17 protein-coding genes are annotated in these 15,975 nt (G+C 58.3%); 9 read left to right on the top strand and 8 right to left on the bottom strand.

All coding sequences use genetic code 11. The features are described from left to right. Positions 1 to 3: 3 nt before the first annotated feature. On the bottom strand, positions 4 to 795 hold the full coding sequence (locus ABUK12_RS16625) for an AraC family transcriptional regulator (RefSeq protein WP_410012890.1): 792 nt from the start codon (positions 793 to 795) through the stop codon (positions 4 to 6). A gap of 181 nt (positions 796 to 976) precedes the next feature. Here ABUK12_RS16625 and ABUK12_RS16620 point away from each other — a divergent pair, with 181 nt between their 5' ends. After that, a complete protein-coding gene (locus tag ABUK12_RS16620) occupies positions 977 to 1,765 on the top strand; it encodes a sulfite exporter TauE/SafE family protein (protein WP_410012889.1) in 789 nt (262 codons plus the stop codon). Between the two features lie 15 nt (positions 1,766 to 1,780). Here ABUK12_RS16620 and ABUK12_RS16615 read toward each other — a convergent pair whose 3' ends face one another. Then, entirely contained in the window at positions 1,781 to 2,500 is a 720-nt protein-coding gene (locus ABUK12_RS16615; RefSeq protein WP_410012888.1) for an ABC transporter ATP-binding protein, read from the bottom strand. A gap of 31 nt (positions 2,501 to 2,531) precedes the next feature. Further along, positions 2,532 to 3,311: an ABC transporter permease gene (locus ABUK12_RS16610; RefSeq protein ID WP_410012887.1), complete on the bottom strand. Its 780-nt coding sequence runs from the start codon at positions 3,309 to 3,311 to the stop codon at positions 2,532 to 2,534. A gap of 277 nt (positions 3,312 to 3,588) precedes the next feature. On the opposite strand from ABUK12_RS16610, the gene ABUK12_RS16605 reads away from it, so the two are divergent. The 3 genes from ABUK12_RS16605 to ABUK12_RS16595 are packed head-to-tail and all read left to right on the top strand — an operon-like array spanning position 3,589 to position 6,583. Continuing rightward, positions 3,589 to 4,536 carry a glycosyltransferase family 2 protein gene (locus tag ABUK12_RS16605; protein ID WP_410012886.1) on the top strand — a complete coding sequence of 316 codons (948 nt, stop codon included), beginning with the start codon at positions 3,589 to 3,591 and terminating at the stop codon, positions 4,534 to 4,536. Between the two features lie 4 nt (positions 4,537 to 4,540). Further along, positions 4,541 to 5,599 (top strand): dTDP-glucose 4,6-dehydratase, encoded by a 1,059-nt coding sequence (gene rfbB / locus ABUK12_RS16600; RefSeq protein ID WP_410012885.1) that lies wholly within the window; start codon positions 4,541 to 4,543, stop codon positions 5,597 to 5,599. Between the two features lie 45 nt (positions 5,600 to 5,644). Then, entirely contained in the window at positions 5,645 to 6,583 is a 939-nt protein-coding gene (locus ABUK12_RS16595) for a glycosyltransferase family 2 protein (RefSeq protein WP_410012884.1), read from the top strand. 48 nt (positions 6,584 to 6,631) lie between these two features. Here ABUK12_RS16595 and ABUK12_RS16590 read toward each other — a convergent pair whose 3' ends face one another. From ABUK12_RS16590 to ABUK12_RS16570, 5 genes are all read right to left on the bottom strand, one after another. Further along, positions 6,632 to 7,912, bottom strand: a complete 1,281-nt coding sequence (locus ABUK12_RS16590; RefSeq protein WP_410012883.1) for a glycosyltransferase — start codon at positions 7,910 to 7,912, stop codon at positions 6,632 to 6,634. A 6-nt stretch (positions 7,913 to 7,918) separates the two neighbouring features. Beyond that, positions 7,919 to 8,785 (bottom strand): SDR family oxidoreductase, encoded by an 867-nt coding sequence (locus tag ABUK12_RS16585; RefSeq protein WP_410012882.1) that lies wholly within the window; start codon positions 8,783 to 8,785, stop codon positions 7,919 to 7,921. A gap of 4 nt (positions 8,786 to 8,789) precedes the next feature. Next, on the bottom strand, positions 8,790 to 9,353 hold the full coding sequence (gene rfbC, locus ABUK12_RS16580; RefSeq protein ID WP_410012881.1) for a dTDP-4-dehydrorhamnose 3,5-epimerase: 564 nt from the start codon (positions 9,351 to 9,353) through the stop codon (positions 8,790 to 8,792). Next, the gene (gene rfbA, locus ABUK12_RS16575) at positions 9,350 to 10,231 is read right to left on the bottom strand and encodes a glucose-1-phosphate thymidylyltransferase RfbA (protein ID WP_410012880.1); all 882 of its coding nucleotides are present in this window, start codon (positions 10,229 to 10,231) and stop codon (positions 9,350 to 9,352) included. The genes rfbC and rfbA overlap by 4 nt, the downstream gene beginning before the upstream one ends. Before the next feature lie 199 nt (positions 10,232 to 10,430). Then, a complete protein-coding gene (locus ABUK12_RS16570; protein WP_410012879.1) occupies positions 10,431 to 11,030 on the bottom strand; it encodes a DUF3313 family protein in 600 nt (199 codons plus the stop codon). 293 nt (positions 11,031 to 11,323) lie between these two features. Between ABUK12_RS16570 and ABUK12_RS16565 the strand changes: the two genes are divergently transcribed. The 5 genes from ABUK12_RS16565 to ABUK12_RS16545 all read left to right on the top strand — a co-directional run bounded on the left by ABUK12_RS16565 (position 11,324) and on the right by ABUK12_RS16545 (position 15,709). Beyond that, on the top strand, positions 11,324 to 11,629 hold the full coding sequence (locus ABUK12_RS16565; protein WP_410012878.1) for a PTS sugar transporter subunit IIB: 306 nt from the start codon (positions 11,324 to 11,326) through the stop codon (positions 11,627 to 11,629). Between the two features lie 28 nt (positions 11,630 to 11,657). Next, a complete protein-coding gene (locus tag ABUK12_RS16560) occupies positions 11,658 to 12,977 on the top strand; it encodes a PTS sugar transporter subunit IIC (protein WP_410012877.1) in 1,320 nt (439 codons plus the stop codon). A 92-nt stretch (positions 12,978 to 13,069) separates the two neighbouring features. Continuing rightward, positions 13,070 to 14,464, top strand: coding sequence for a glycoside hydrolase family 1 protein (locus tag ABUK12_RS16555; RefSeq protein WP_410012876.1), 1,395 nt, complete (start codon positions 13,070 to 13,072; stop codon positions 14,462 to 14,464). Further along, positions 14,461 to 14,796, top strand: coding sequence for a PTS lactose/cellobiose transporter subunit IIA (locus ABUK12_RS16550; RefSeq protein ID WP_410012875.1), 336 nt, complete (start codon positions 14,461 to 14,463; stop codon positions 14,794 to 14,796). Before ABUK12_RS16555 ends, ABUK12_RS16550 begins: the two co-directional genes overlap by 4 nt. Further along, positions 14,780 to 15,709, top strand: coding sequence for a LacI family DNA-binding transcriptional regulator (locus ABUK12_RS16545; RefSeq protein WP_410012874.1), 930 nt, complete (start codon positions 14,780 to 14,782; stop codon positions 15,707 to 15,709). The genes ABUK12_RS16550 and ABUK12_RS16545 overlap by 17 nt, the downstream gene beginning before the upstream one ends. Positions 15,710 to 15,975 lie beyond the last annotated feature (266 nt).

Below are 15,975 nucleotides of genomic sequence, written 5' to 3'. Positions count from 1 at the left end.
CCGTCAGCTTTGCGCCAACCCCATCCGCTGCGGGAAATAGATCGACGGCGCATGCCCCAGTTCGCGTCTGAACATGGTGGCGAACGCGGCGCTGCTTTCGTAACCGAGATCGAAGGCGATGGCGGTGACCGGTTCGCCGTCGGCGAGCCGGGCCAGCGCCAGTACGACACATGCCCTGCGGCGCCATTGCGCGCAAGCCATGCCGGTTTGCTGGCGGAAAAAACGCCTGAAGGTGCTGATGCTCATAAAAAACCGCGCCGCCCATTCTTCCGACGGCTGGTGGATGGTCGGGTGTTCGAGGAACTGCCGGCACAGCGCCAGCAGGCGCGCATCCTCCGGCAAGGGAATATCAAACGGTACGCCGGGCATTAGCGCCAGCTCATGCAGCAACAGGTTAATCAACTGTCCGTCGCGCCCCGCCGGATCATACAGCGGCGTTACGGCCACCGCCTCGATAAGCAGCTGGCGCAGCAAGGGGGATACCGTGACGATACGGCAACGGTCTATGGCAAACAGCGGCCGGACCGATTCCGGTTCGATATACAGGCTGCGGGTGGAAACCCCCTCGAAACGTACGCTGTGCTCCATCTCCGGCGGCACCCAGACCGCATGCTGCGGGGGCACGATCCAACTGCCGGTACGGGTGCGGACATGCATCACGCCCGACGCGCCGTACAGCAGCTGCGCGCGCCGGTGCCGGTGGGCGGGCAGGAAAAACCCCCGCGGATAATCAGTGCCGATGGCGACGACCGGACGCGCCACATGATCGACATCGTTTATGGCAATATTGTACATTCACCGCCCGGCATGACGTGAAATGACCGAATCTCGATGATAGTTGATTGGTAATATCAAGTAAACGCCGCCACGGACGCCTATTATCCCCCTGCCCCGTATAAACCCGCCCGGAATAACCCCAAGCCTTGCTTATTCACCGCCAGGGCTATCAGGCATCATTAACCGCAGGAAATAGGATATGAACGAAATCATCATCATACTCGCCGCCGGCTTGCTCACCGGTATTACCACCATTATGTTCGGCTTCGGCGGCGGTTTTGTGGTGGTGCCCTTCGTTTATCATCTGGTATCGGCCACGCCCGGGCTATCTCATGAGGCTATGCATATCGCGGTCGCCACCTCGACGGCGGTGATGGTGGTGAATTCAGGTTATGCCACTATCATGCAATGGCGCGCGGGGGGCCTGCTAAAAGAAACCGTATTGCCCATGATCTATTTTATTGCCGCGGGTGCGCTGGGCGGCGCGCTATTATCCTTAATATTAACGGATCGGATCATCCGGGTATTGTTTATTCTCTATATGCTGCTGACCCTAATGGATTGTGTTTTTCGCCGCGGTTTTCTCGACCGTCCGTCGGAAAAACGCTTGTCAGGCACCGTCTCGGCGGGAGCGGGTCTCGGCATCGGCGCCGTTGCCGCCATGCTGGGCGTGGGCGGCAGCGTTATGACGGTGCCTTTACTGCGCCGGCACGGCTACGCGATGAAGCATTGCGTCAGCGCTGCCAATCCTTTATCCCTGCCGGTGGCGCTGGCGGGTTCGGCGATATACGCCGTTGCGGCGTGGGGCCGCGACCGGGGCCTGGATTATATCGGTTTTATCAATCTCAAGATCCTGGGTTTGCTGATTATCGCGGGTTTTAGCGGCATCTGGCTGGCGAAAAAGTGTATCCCGCCGGTAAACGACGCGCTACATGCCGGGATATACGTCGGTTTACTGGCGGCGGTGCTGCTGGCCATCGCGCTCTAGGATGCGCGGCGACCGTCAGAGCGCCTGGATATCCTCCTCATGGATAGCGCCGTGCTCCAGGCGGAAAAGGCGATTGCACAACCGTTTGACCAATCCCAGGTCATGGGAGGCAAAAACAAAAATATCGGTCCCGGCAATCCAGTCCTGCATGCGCGTCTCGGCCTTATGCCGAAAAGCGGCGTCGCCCGTGCCGAACATTTCGTCAATCAGCAGGATATCGGGCCGCACCGAGGTGGCCACGGCAAACATCAGCCGCATGGTCATCCCCGATGAATAGGTGCGCACCGGCAGGGCCAGAAAGTTGCCCAGTTCGCTAAAATCCTCGATATCCGCCACGGCGGCCCTGGCCTGTGCCCGGGAATGCCCCATCAACAGCAGCATGCGCATGATATTTTCATAACCGGACAGTTCGGGGTCCATGCCTGCGCCCAGCTCGAACACCGTCGCCACCGACCCCGTGCGCGTCACCACGCCGGCGGTAGCGCTGTAAATGCCGGCCATGGTTCGCAGCAGGGTGCTCTTGCCTGCGCCGTTATGTCCAATCAACCCCACGGCATCGCCGCTCTGCAAGCGAAAACTCACCCGATCCAGCGCGGTCACCGTGACGATGGCGCCGGCGCCCTTGCCGATGCGGCCGCCGGTGCCGATCCTGACCAGCTGATTACGCAGGGATTGCGCATGGGCGTTGTAAATCGGATACGCGACCGTGACATTATCAAAGACAAGAGATGCCATAAGAAGAGTTCCACCCCAAAGAACCGCGCGGTTAAATCCAAAATGCCAGACGCGGAGCGCGGCGGTTAAACAGTATCAGCGTCGCCGTCCAGCCCAGCACGGCCATGGCCCCCGCCGTCAGGTAGACAAAGGCCCCGGGCGCCGCGCCGAAAAGAGGTTCACGCACCAGGGCGATAAAATAGGTAAAAGGATTCATCCAGATAATCGCCTGGTTCACGCCGGCATGGCCCGCCTTATAGATAACCGGCGTCAGGAAAAAGACTATCGGCATCAGCGACTGCACGATTTGCTCCACGTCGCGGAACCGGGCGCCGATTAACCCCAGCAGCACCGACATCCACAGCAGGTTAACCAGCACCAGCGCCAGGCCGGGCAGGCAGAGCAACGTGACCCATCCCGCCGGCTGGGGATAGACCAGCAGCACCAGGACCAGCACTATCAGGTTATGCAGCAGCGTAATGGACTGGCGCGCCATCAGCTGGATGGGATGGATAAAAAAAGGCAATTGCAGGTTGCGGATAATCTGCGCCTGGCGCACAAACACCGAGGTGCTTTCCGTCACGCAGCCTGAGATGAATTGCCATAACAGCAATCCCACGGTCAGCGAAGGGATAAGCTGGCTGCGCTCCTGGTTGAGCAGCTGGCTCCAGACCAGGCCCAGGCCGACCACGCCGATGGCCGCGCCAAGCGTGAGCCACAGCGGCCCCAGCATGCTGCGCTTATACCGCGCTTTGGTGTCGCTGTAGGCCAAATGGCCGATCAGCGGCAGGTGGCGCAGACTGTTAAGCAAGTCGTTAAAAGCAAAGTCCATTGCGGCGGCTCATCCTAAAGCGCGGTGGTAGAAAGGATAAAAATTCACGTCCGGCATTGCCCGGACCCGGGGGCGTCATCAGGTCCCGCCTCCGTGGCACCCAGTGTAGTGATTTACCGGCACGCCACCAATTGCTACAGCCGCAATATCTTTTTCACCCGGGTAAACACTCTATTCCCTGCGCCGGCGACCATTCCTGTACTAGCATTTCCGCAATGGATGCCTGCCTCATCGCCGTATCGAGGCCATTATTTGCCGGAGAGGGAGAGGGACTCGTTTGGATACCTTGCAGCCGCAGAACGCCGACAGGAATAAGGTCGCAATAGTGATGGGCACCTACAACGCCCAGGAATTTCTTGCTATGCAATTGGAATCCATTGCTCGGCAAACCTGCAATGATTGGTCGTTATGGATTTCCGACGACGGCTCGCAGGACGCAAGCCTGGCGATAATTTCCACCTTCGCGCAACGCTGCGGCGCGCGCAGGCTTACCCTGCTGGCGGGTCCGCGCCAGGGCTTCGCCGGCAATTTCCTGTCGCTGATATGTAACCCGGCAATCAAGGCGGATTATTATGCTTACGCCGATCAGGACGATATCTGGGAGCCGGATAAACTGGCGCGGGCGCTGGCTATTCTCGCGCCCAAAGGACAGACGGAACCTGCCATGTACTGCTCCAGAACCCGGCTGGTGGATGAATGCAACCGTGAAATCGGTTTTTCGCCGTTATTTCGCAAGCCGCCGAGTTTTGCCAACGCGCTGACGCAAAGCCTGAGCGGCGGCAATACCATGATATTTAACCACGCGGCGCGCGGCCTGCTGCTGGAAGCCGGGCGGGTCAATATTGTCTCCCATGACTGGTGGACCTATCTGCTGGTCACCGGCTGCGGCGGCTGCGTGATTTATGACGACTATCCGTCGGTACGCTATCGCCAGCATGCCAATAATCTGGTGGGCACCAATAAAGGCGTTAACAACAAAATACGCCGCCTCAAGATGTTATGGCGCGGCGAATTTCGCCAGTGGGTCGATCGCAATATCATGGCGCTGCTGCTGGCCAAAAATCAATTGAAGCGGGAAAACATCGGGCTGCTGCATACCTTTATCCGCGGCCGTGATGTGCCCTTGTTCGCCAGGTTGAAAGTGTTAAAGCAGACCGGCATCTATCGTCAGACTCTATTGGGAAACATAGGGTTATTTTTCGCCGTGATTTTCAGGAAGATTTGAGGCTATGAGTATATTGGTAACGGGCGGGGCGGGATTTATCGGCGCGAACTTTGTCCTGGATTGGTTGGCGCAGCACGACGAACGGGTAATCAACCTCGACAAGCTGACCTATGCCGGCAACCGGCAAAACCTGGCGGGACTGGCCGACGATCCGCGCTATATCTTTATCCGTGGCGATATTGGCGATCGCGATGTGGTCGACAGTCTGCTGAAAATCTATCAGCCCCGGTGCGTGGTCCATTTTGCCGCCGAAAGCCACGTCGATCGCTCCATTCTCAACCCCGGCGAGTTTATCCAGACCAATGTGGTCGGCACCTTCAATTTACTCGACAGCGTGCGGTTATACCTGGACTGCGCCGATAGCGCCGTCAGGACCGGTTTTCGTTTTATTCACGTGTCCACCGACGAAGTCTACGGCACCCTGGACGCCGGCGCGCCGGCCTTTCGTGAAACCGATAACTATCTGCCCAATAGCCCCTATTCCGCCAGCAAGGCGGCAAGCGATCTTTTGGTGCGGGCCTATTGCCATACCTACGGCCTGCCGGCGATTACCACCCATTGTTCGAACAACTATGGCCCGTATCATTTTCCGGAAAAGCTGATCCCGCTGGTGATCCATCAGGCGCTGGCCGGCAACCCCCTGCCGGTCTACGGCGACGGACGGCAAATCAGGGACTGGCTATACGTGAAGGATCACTGCGCGGCCATTCGCTGCGTCCTGGCCTCCGGCCGGGTGGGGGAAACCTATAACATCGGCGGATGGAACGAGCATAGCAATATCGATGTAATAACTAAAATCTGCTTCCTGCTTGATACGCTGCGGCCAAGGGCGGACGGCAAGCCTTACGCCGGGCAAATCCGCTTTATCAAAGACCGGCCGGGGCACGATCGCCGTTATGCCATCGACGCCACGAAGATCGAGGCCGAAGTGGGCTGGCGGCCGGCGGAAACCTTCGAGACCGGCATCCGCAAGACCGTACAATGGTATCTGGACCATCAGGACTGGGTCGGCAACGTCGTCAACGGCGCGTATACCCGCTGGGTGGAGAAACAGTATTTATGATGTTGCCCCTGATGTCCGTGGATACGCGTCGGGACGTATAGAACAATGGCTTCGCCTTGTGTTGGCGCGGTAATCGTCACCTATCATCCCGACCCGGACGTGCTGTCCGAACTGCTCGCCGCCGTCGGCGGGCAGGTACAGGAAGTGGTGATCGTCGATAACGGATCCGCCGCCGCATGCGTAGCGGGCCTGCTGGCATTCGCCCACGGCTCGCCGCGCCGGCATATCCTGCCCCAGCCCGGCAATCTCGGCATCGCCGCCGCCCAGAACCGTGGCATCAGGCGGGCGCTGGACCTGCATTGCACCCATGTGTTGCTGCTGGATCACGACAGTATCCCGGCCGCCGATATGGTGGCGCAGCTGTTGCTGCTGGAAACCCGGCTCTTAGCCGACAATATCCAGGTCGGCGCGGTCGGTCCGACCCAAGTGGACAGACGCACCGCCACCCGTTCAGGCTTCGTGCGCAAACAAAGCCTGTTTATTCGCCGCCGCTATCCCCGCCGCGGGGGCTACGCGGAAACAGATTTCCTTATCTCCTCCGGCATGCTGATCCGCGCCACGGCGCTGCGGGAGATTGGCCTGATGAACAGCGGCTTTTTTATCGATCACGTCGATACCGAATGGTGCTTTCGCGCCGCTCACCGCGGCTACCGCCTGTTTGGCGCGCAGCAGGCGGTTCTGCGCCATACGTTAGGCCACGGGGTAGTCAAAATCTGGTGCGGCCGCTGGCGCGAGGTGCCGCAACATAACCCGCTGAGAAATTATTATCTCTTCCGCAATACCCTTGTTATGGTACGCCGCACGCCGATGAGCATGACCTGGCGTCTCGCCCATCTTTATCGCCTGGCGCTGTTCCTGGTCTTCTTCCTGCTTGCCGGCAAGCGTCGGGCGCGGCGCCTGCGCATGATGCTGCGCGGCATCCGGGACGGCGTAATGGGGGTGGAGGGCATGATTGACCGCGGCAAGATTACGCCGGGCGAATAGGCCCGGCGCGGTTGTCCCGCGCCAAGCCGGGTGGGAAAACAGGCTCTGTCATCCGCTATTAGCCGCGACGTACTCATAGATGTCCGTCATCTGCCCTTCCCAGTCCAGCGGCGCCATGGCGGCCAAACCGCCGTCCGCCAGGGTTTGCCGCAGCATGCGATCGTGATAGAGCGCGGTAAACGCCTCCAGCATGGCCTGCGGGGTGGGATCCGCCAGCCAGGCGTTGACGCCATGGCGGCAAAACCACTCCACCTGCGGTCCATTATTGGAAATAACCGGCACGCCGCAGGCCATTAACTCCACCGGCAGGTACGACAGATTAGTACCGGAGAACGCCATGCCCAGATCGCAGGTGCGATACAGATCCCCGGTATCTTTAAGGGTCATATTGCCCAGCAGGGTGGCCGGGAACGGCGGGCGGGCTTTTAAGTCCAGGCCGGCAATCACGATGTCGACATCGGGGAAATGGCGGGCGATTTTCTTCAGCGACGCCATACCCAAATCGAAGCAGCGGCGCTCCGTAGACGGCCGGCCGTAAAAGAACAGCCTAGATACCGTCTTGCGCACCCTCGGTTCGCCCGCCGCCGGATAAAAGATGTTGCGATCGGCGGCAAACACATAGTTCCGCGCGCGGCCGCCATGGGACTCGTAACATTGCTTAAGCCAGCCCCCGCCGGTAATACCGGTAAAACCAAAACCATAAGTGGCGTTGGCCTGCATGGACGCCGTGCCATAGGCATAAAACAGGCTTTCATAATCCTGCATAAAATAGAATTTCTGGCGCGCGAAAGGAAATGCCCGCACCTGGTATGCGGATTGCCAGGTGGTGGCGATAGCGCCGGCGCACGCGGGAAGCAGGGCGGGATCGGTAATCACTTCCAATAAACAGCCTGGCAAGGCTTGCATTAGCTCGTCCTGCAATTGCGCCGGAGAAGCGTGGCGTTCATTGTTATAAATAAATATAATATTCCGGGTATCATATTTAGCAAAATGGTTGGCAAAACGAAATAAGGTATAATGGCCCCCGCCCCAGACATTAGACCAATCAGGGACAAACCAGATAAAGGCCGGCCGTTCCTCTTTACTGCGGGCGGCAACCGGCGCGCCGCCATAGGCGGTCCAGGGGATATAATCCAGCACGGCGCTAGCGGAAACGACAGGGTCCACCGTCGCCATTTCCGGCCACACCGTATTCGTGCCGGCATTGACTTTTTGATGCAATAAAACAAAAAAGCGGGGACAGAGCTTGAATAACGAAAATATCAGCGCGTTGCCATAGCCAAATTCACGGGCATAGTGAAAAAAATAGTGCATTTTACTTTTTATCATGCCGTTTCATCCCTGAAATGAGGCAACATAGCTTGCCAGATCATCCTTCCAATAACCCGGTGCGCACGCAGTATCCAACGACGGAAGATAAATGGATTGGATGCCCTCGGAAAAGGGACGCGGCGCGGACAAAGGGAATCGGGACGACTCCACCGGCACGATATCGCCCTGGAACTTTAATATATCGCCGATGGCGCGCGCGATATCAAAACGACTGATGGTACCGTGGCTGGCAAAATGAAAGGTTCCCGTCTGGCGATGGGCCATCGCATTCATAATAAAAGCGCTCAACTGACCGGCGGAGGTAATACTGCCCAGACGATCGCTGACCGCTTTAAGTTCGGTAGCGCCTTCCTTGATTTGCCGGACAATCTTGCCGACAAATTTATGATCCTTCCCCGGACCGCCACCTATCATCCAGCCGGCGCGCAATATCAGGTGATTATCCGGACAGTTGGACCTGACCGCCTCTTCGCCGTTAAGTTTCGAGCGTCCGTAATAATTGGTCGGCAGGGGGATATCCAGTTCGTTATAGCTTATCTTGCCCTCGGCGCCAAAAACGTTCGACGAGGAAATATATAACATCCAGGCACCGCAGGCCTGGGCCGCCCTGGCGATTTGTTCCGTTGCCAGGTGATTGCAGATGCCGGCCCGCGCCGGTTCGCGCTCACAGAGATCCACATCGGTTTCGGCGGCAAAATGCAGGACCACATCCGGCGCGATCTCTTTTACGTAGTCATAGATGGCCTTGTGATTGGCTAAATCGAAATGGCGGCGATCGGCAACGATAATCTCGTAGCCGCGATCGTTAAGCGTGACGGTGACATAGCTACCGAGCATGCCGGTACCGCCGGTAAGGAATATTTTTTCCATAACGTTAAAATACCTCGGCATCGGCCAGCAGGTTGCCGCGCTGGTCCTTGGCGGATAATGTCGGTTCAACGGGTCCGCCGTCGGGCGCCGTGATCTCCCGCCATGTCACCCGGATATCGGGATCGTCGAAACGGATGCAGCGGTCGTATTGCGGACACCAGTAATCGGTCACCATATATTGCAGTTTGGCCGTGGCGGACATGACCTGGAATCCGTGGGCAAACCCCTGCGGGATCCACAGCTGGTGGTGATTGTCCGCGGACAGCAGCGCTCCCGTCCAGCGGCCGAAAGTCGGTGACTGGCGGCGCAAATCCACCGCCACATCAAACACCTCTCCCGCCACCACGCGCACCAGTTTGCCCTGCGGCCGGTGAATTTGATAATGCAAGCCGCGAATCACATGCTGCCCGGAAAAAGATTCATTGTTCTGGACAAAACACAGGTCGCGCTTAACGGCCCATTGGAATTTCTCCAAATTAAAACTTTCATAAAAATAACCGCGTCCATCTGCAAATAACGTGGGTTCAATTAACACGACGTCGGAAATAGACTGGGGAGTGAATTTCATGGCGTATTTTCTTCCAGTAAAAATTTCAGATATTGTCCATAACTATTTTTCATTAACGGCCGGGCCAGCGCGGCAAGCTGCCGTTCGTCGATCCACCGTTGTTTGTAAGCAATTTCCTCCGGGCAAGATACTTTTAATCCCTGCCGGCTTTCAAGCGTGGCGATAAATTGCCCCGCCTCCAATAATGCCGTATGAGTGCCCGCGTCCAGCCAGGTGTATCCCCGGCCCATGACGTGCACCGTCAGCGCCTCTTTTTCCAGATAGAGCCGGTTTAAATCGGTAATTTCCAATTCACCGCGCGGTGAAGGTGTTAACGTTTTAGTTAATTCACAGACCTCCTCATCGTAAAAATACAGTCCGGTTACCGCGCAGGTGGAATTAGGATTGATCGGTTTTTCCTCGAGACTGACGACTTTTCCTCCCGGGCCGAATTTTACGATACCGTAGCGTTGCGGGTCATGGACGTGATAAGCGAAGGCGCAGGCCCCCTTATCGCAACCCATGGCTGTATTCAGTAGTTTTGGCAAATCATGACCGTGAAAGATATTATCCCCCAGGATCAGCGCGCAGGGGTGGCCATTCAAAAATGATTCCGCCAGGATAAACGCCTGCGCGAGGCCATCGGGGGAGGGCTGTACCTGGTAATTCAGATTGATTCCCCATTGTTCCCCGCTGCCTAACAATTGTTGGAAGCGTGGCGTATCCTGCTCGGTGGAAATAATTAATATATTTTTTATACCGGCAAGCATCAGGGTGCTTAGCGGATAATATATCATCGGTTTATCGAATACGGGCAAAAGCTGTTTAGAGATGGCCAAGGTGGCAGGATGCAGGCGTGTGCCAGCGCCGCCGGCGAGAATGATTCCTTTCCGTTCCATTTAAATAGTCCTCAACGCTCGGAGCGCACCCTGCCCAGGATATGGGGATAGAGTTTACGGAAATATTGCAAAAAAATTGACGATTAACTATTCGTTACCTATTTTCTTTGAATACAATTTTATTGGTTGCGGTGCAATTCCCTTAATATAGCGTATTTGGCGAGAATAAATACCCGCGCGCCGGAAACTTATTATTATCTCAATCGGCCGGACGTAATAACGGACCGAATTCCGCGGCCGCCTTATTCAGCGCAATGGATGCCGGGGCGAGGGCGCTGAACCGCGCCTTGAGATCGCTAAGCGGGGCAAAATAACCGATGCTGATGGCCGCCAGCTGCTGACGGGAGCCGGGATCCAGCGCCTCGATTTCCACCGACGCCCCGCCCCGGTCCAGGGGCGCGGCAAACATCGCCACGCTCAGCACGTTTAACGAGGGGGATACGGTGGCGATATCGGTGATCGCGGCGCGGATTTCCGCCGGGTGGCCGTCAGCCGCCGCCGGCAGGCGGTTGATCTGCGCCTGGAGTCCCGCGCGCAGTTCGTTGAGCAGCCTGGCGCGCTCGAGCGGGGACAGCGAGTCGCCCTTCTTTACCCGCCATTCCACCGTGGCGATAACCGTATGCGCCGGATCCAGCGCATACGGCGTGCGCAGCCTGCGTTGGCTGCCGTCGGGCGATGGCGCCAGGCGATCGTAGGAACCGAGAAACCCACTGGCTTTGGTCGGCATGGTGGTGCTGCAGGCCGATAACAGCAGGACCGCCGCTGCCAGGCTTAATGTCCGCTGACGCTGATAACGCATATTGACTCCGGTGATAATGCCTGGCCGCTTGCCGCGCCGATGCCCACCAAATTATCATCCGCCGCCGGAGAAAGCGACCCCGGCCGCCGGCGCCGGCGAATTACCGCCATGGGGCGCGTCCGGCCAACCCCTGGCACCCGCCAGGCATTGGCCGCGTGAGCTGTTTCACACATTCCCACCCGCCCCGCCCCGTTTACTTGAGTGGCCTCACAAAAGCGGCGCAAATGAATGGAAACCGGTTTCCGTTTTGTGTCCAATGGCGCTCGTAACTTCCCTTTCCCCAGAGGCTGAAAATGAAAAGCATTATGTTGTGCTGTTCCGCCGGGATGTCCACCAGCATGCTGGTGAGAAAAATGCAGGCCGAGGCTGAAAAACGCGGGCTGGATGTGAAAATCGACGCCTACGGCGTGAGCGAATTCGACGGGCAGTTCGCCCGCTACCAGGTGGTGCTGCTGGGTCCGCAGGTCAAATATATGTTGGCTTCGCTTTCGGCCAAAACGGCGGCGCAGGATATCCCGGTGGCCGCCATCGATATGATGGATTACGGCATGCAGCGCGGCGACAAGGTGCTGGATTTCGCCCTTTCCCTGATTAAATAACCGCGCATAATCAAAACAGGACGACACCATGAGTACTCTTTACCAAGCTATGGTCGAGGTCATTGAGCGTTATATCACCCCCATGGCCGGTCGCGTCGGCCAGCAAAAACACATTATCGCCATCCGCGACGGCTTTCTGGCCGCGCTGCCGTTTATGATTATCGGCTCGTTTATGCTGGTGTTTATTTTTCCGCCGTTTTCACCCGACACCCAGTGGCGTTTCGCCCGCGGCTGGCTGGATTTTTCCGTGCGCTATCGCGACCAGCTGATGCTGCCGTTTAATCTCAGCATGGGCGTGATGACGTTTTTTATCTCGGTGGGCATCGGCGCCAGTCTCGGCAAGCATGATAAGCTTGACCCCATCATGACCGGCCTGCTGTCTTTTATGGCCTTCCTGCTGGTGGCCGCTCCCTATCACGACAAACAGATTTCGGTGGCCTATTTCTCCGGCCAGGGCATTTTTACCGCCATTCTTGCCGCCGTCTACGCCAGCGAAATGTACGCCTGGCTAAAACGCCGCCATGTCACCATCCGGCTGCCGAAAGAGGTGCCGACCGGCGTGGCGCGCTCGTTTGAAATCCTGATCCCGGTGGTGGTCATCGTCGCCACCCTGCATCCGCTGAACCTGCTGGTGGCGCATTTCACCGGCATGATCATTCCCGAAGCCATTATGCAGCTGCTGGCGCCGCTGGTGTCCGCGTCGGACTCGCTGCCCGCCATGCTGCTGTCGGTGCTGGTATGCCAGATCCTGTGGTTTGCCGGTATCCACGGCGCGCTGATCGTCACCGGCATCATGAATCCCTTCTGGATGACCAACCTGGCGCTGAACCAAAGCGCCCTGGCCGCGGGCACCCCCTTGCCGCATATCTACCTGCAGGGGTTCTGGGATCATTACCTGCTGATAGGCGGCGTCGGGTCCACCCTGCCGCTGGCGTTCCTGCTGCTGGTCAGCCGTTCGGTCCATCTGCGCACCATCGGACGCATGGGCGTGGTGCCGAGCTTCTTCAATATCAACGAACCCATTTTGTTCGGCACGCCGATTATCATGAACCCGGTGATGTTCCTCCCGTTTACCCTGGTGCCGATGATTAACGCCACCTTCGCCTGGACCGCCACCAGACTGGGCTGGGTCGCGCAGGTGGTGCAGTTGACCCCCTGGACGACCCCGGCGCCCATCGGCGCGTCCTGGGCCGCCAACTGGACCCTGAGCCCGGTGATCATGTGCCTGTTTTGTATGGTGATGTCGGCGGTAATGTACTACCCGTTCCTGAAAGCCTACGAACGCGCGCTGCTGAGAAAACAGGACGAGAGCCTGGCCGCGGACGCGCGCATGGCGCTGGATTCGTGACGGCGTGACGCCATAAACCCCGGCAGATCCAGCCGGCGGGAAGGGAGCAGGCAAGACGCCCGATGCCGCCGGCATGACATGGAGACCTTTTTATGCAGTATCAATTTCCGGATGATTTTTGGTGGGGCAGCGCCAGCTCGGCGCCGCAAACCGAGGGGGAGAGCCTGGGCCACGGCAAAGCCGCCACCGTCTGGGACCACTGGTATGCCTTGCAGCCCGAACGTTTTTTCCAACGGGTCGGGCCGGGGGATACCTCGACCTTTTACCGCCACTGGCGCGACGATATCGCCCTGCTCAAACAAACCGGCCATAACAGCTTTCGCACCTCGATATCCTGGGCGCGGCTGATCCCGGACGGCCGGGGCGACTGCAATCCGCAGGCGGTGGCGTTTTATAACCAGGTTATCGACGAACTGCTGGCGCAGGGCATTACGCCTTTTATTAACCTGTTCCATTTCGATATGCCGATGAGCATGCAGGCGCTGGGCGGCTTTGAAAACCGCCAGGTGGTGGACGCCTATGCCGATTATGCCGCCCGGTGTTTTGCCCTGTTCGGCGATCGGGTCAGGCACTGGTTTACCTTTAACGAACCGATCGTGCCGGTGGAAGGGGGGTATTTATATGATTTCCACTATCCCAACGTGGTGGATTTCAAACGCGCCGCCACCGTGGCCTATCACACCATGCTGGCGCACGCCGCGGCGGTACGGCGTTTTCGCCAGGACGGCCGGGACGGCGACATCGGCATTATCCTCAACCTGACCCCCTCCTATCCCCGCTCGCAGCACCCGGCGGATCTGGCGGCGGCGAATAACGCCGATCTGCTGTTTAACCGCAGCTTCCTCGACCCGGCGCTGCGCGGGCATTATCCGCAGGAGCTGATCGCGCTGCTGGCGCGTTACGATCAACTGCCGGCCTGCCGTCACGGCGACGACGAACTGCTGGCCGCGGGCATCGTGGACCTGCTCGGCATCAATTATTACCAGCCGCGCCGGGTGCAGTGCCGGATGAACCAGGTCAACCCCGACAGCCCGTTTATGCCCGAATGGCTGTTCGATCATTACCAGATGCCTGGGCGTAAAATGAATCCCTGGCGCGGCTGGGAAATCTACGAGCGCGGCGTCTACGATATTCTCACCAACCTGCGGGAAAACTATCATAACCCGCGCTGTTTTATTTCCGAAAACGGCATGGGCGTAGAGGATGAACTGCGTTTTATGCAAAACGGCAGGATCGAGGATGACTATCGCATCGATTTCGTACGCGAACATCTTATCTGGGTACACCGCGCGCTGGCGGAGGGCAGCCGCTGCCTCGGTTATCATATGTGGACCTTTATCGATAACTGGTCCTGGAGCAACGCCTATAAAAACCGTTACGGCCTGGTGCAGCTCGACCTCGCCACGCAGCGGCGCACGGTGAAAAAAAGCGGCCGCTGGTTTGCCGGCGTGGCGCGCAATCACGGCTTTGACGGAGAAAGTACATGATAGATATGGAAACCACGATAATGACCCTGCTGGTCAACGCCGGCGAAGCCCGCAGCCTGTGCATGACGGCGCTGGCCTGCGCCCGCGACGGCGATGTCGACCGCGCCGGGATGCTGCTGGCGGACGCGGATAACTTTATCAAAGCCGCCCATCGCCTCCAGACCGGCCTTATCGGCGCGGACCAGGGCGAAGGCAAAATCCCCATGACACTGATTTTGGTGCATGCGCAGGATCATTTAATGAATGCCATCTTGGCGCGGGAATTGATTAATGAGATGGTGATACTTTATCAACGGCAACAAGCACAGCAGGATTATGGCGACCATAAATGATGTTTCCCGTTTGGCGCGGGTATCAAAAGCCACGGTATCCCGTGTGCTCAGCGGTAATCGCGGCGTCAGGGAAGAGAGCCGCCAGGCGGTGCTGAAGGCCGCCCAGGCGCTGAACTACCAGCCCAACCTGATTGCCCAGTCCCTCAGCGCCCAGTCCACCGGTTGCGTGGGGGTCATCTGCGCGATGGAGTCCATGCAGCATGCGGTAAATTACCTGCCGGCGCTGGAAAAACAGTTCCGCCGCCATAACAAGCATCTGCTGCTGCGCTTTGCCGACAGCGCCGCCGGCGTCGAGAGCGCCGTATCGTCGCTGGGACGGGGGTTATGCGATGCCATGATTGTTATCGGCGCGCGTTTCGAACTGCCGCCATTGGACGGCAGCGTGGTGCTAATCGACTGCCTGAACGCGCCGGGCGCGCTCAGCATCAGCTTCGATCACGCCTTTGCCGCCGAAACCGCCTGCCAGTACCTGATAAGCCACGGCCGCCGCCAGTTGGCGCTGCTGAACTACCCCGACGGCGAAACCGCGGAAAACGTACTGCACGGCTACCGCCAGGGGCTCGAATACCATCTGGTGCCCTATAACCGCCGGTTGGTCGCCTGCCGCGCGCCCTCGCCACGCGCGGCGCTCCAGGCGCTGATCAACAGCGGTACCCCGTTCAACGGGCTGGTCGTCATGAACCAGGCCGACGCCCAGGAGGCCATCTCGGTACTGCACGCCTACCGGCGCGACGTACCTGAGCAATTGGCCATCATCAGCCTGGATGGCGCCACGCCCCTGCCCGGATCCCTGCGGCCGCTGCCGGCCATTGAATACCCCCTGGAAAAACTGGCGGAACAGGCGCTGGCGATGATAACCGATGCCGACGGCCGCGGCCCGCTGGTGATCCGCGGCGATCTGGTGGCCGGATAAAACGCCCGCGCCGGCGGCGGCGGGCCTGCATCGGTTATCACCTCGTTATTGAAAATACCCGTACCTGTAAATGATAACTGTTAATTGCGGGCGGTCCTTCACCCCTAAATAGCGATATTTACATCCCCGGCCCGGTTGTTTATGATGTTTACGCCGCAGCGGACATCATCAGGATAAAACTATTTCTTTAGCGGCTTTCCATCAGCACGTTAATTTTTTTATTAGTCTAATAAACTGACCTAAAGAAATTTTACCGACACCATTAA

The sequence above is a fragment of the Sodalis sp. C49 genome (genome assembly GCF_046352915.1).
Taxonomy (GTDB): domain Bacteria; phylum Pseudomonadota; class Gammaproteobacteria; order Enterobacterales; family Enterobacteriaceae; genus Acerihabitans.
This window is presented reverse-complemented; position numbering and strand designations above follow the sequence as displayed.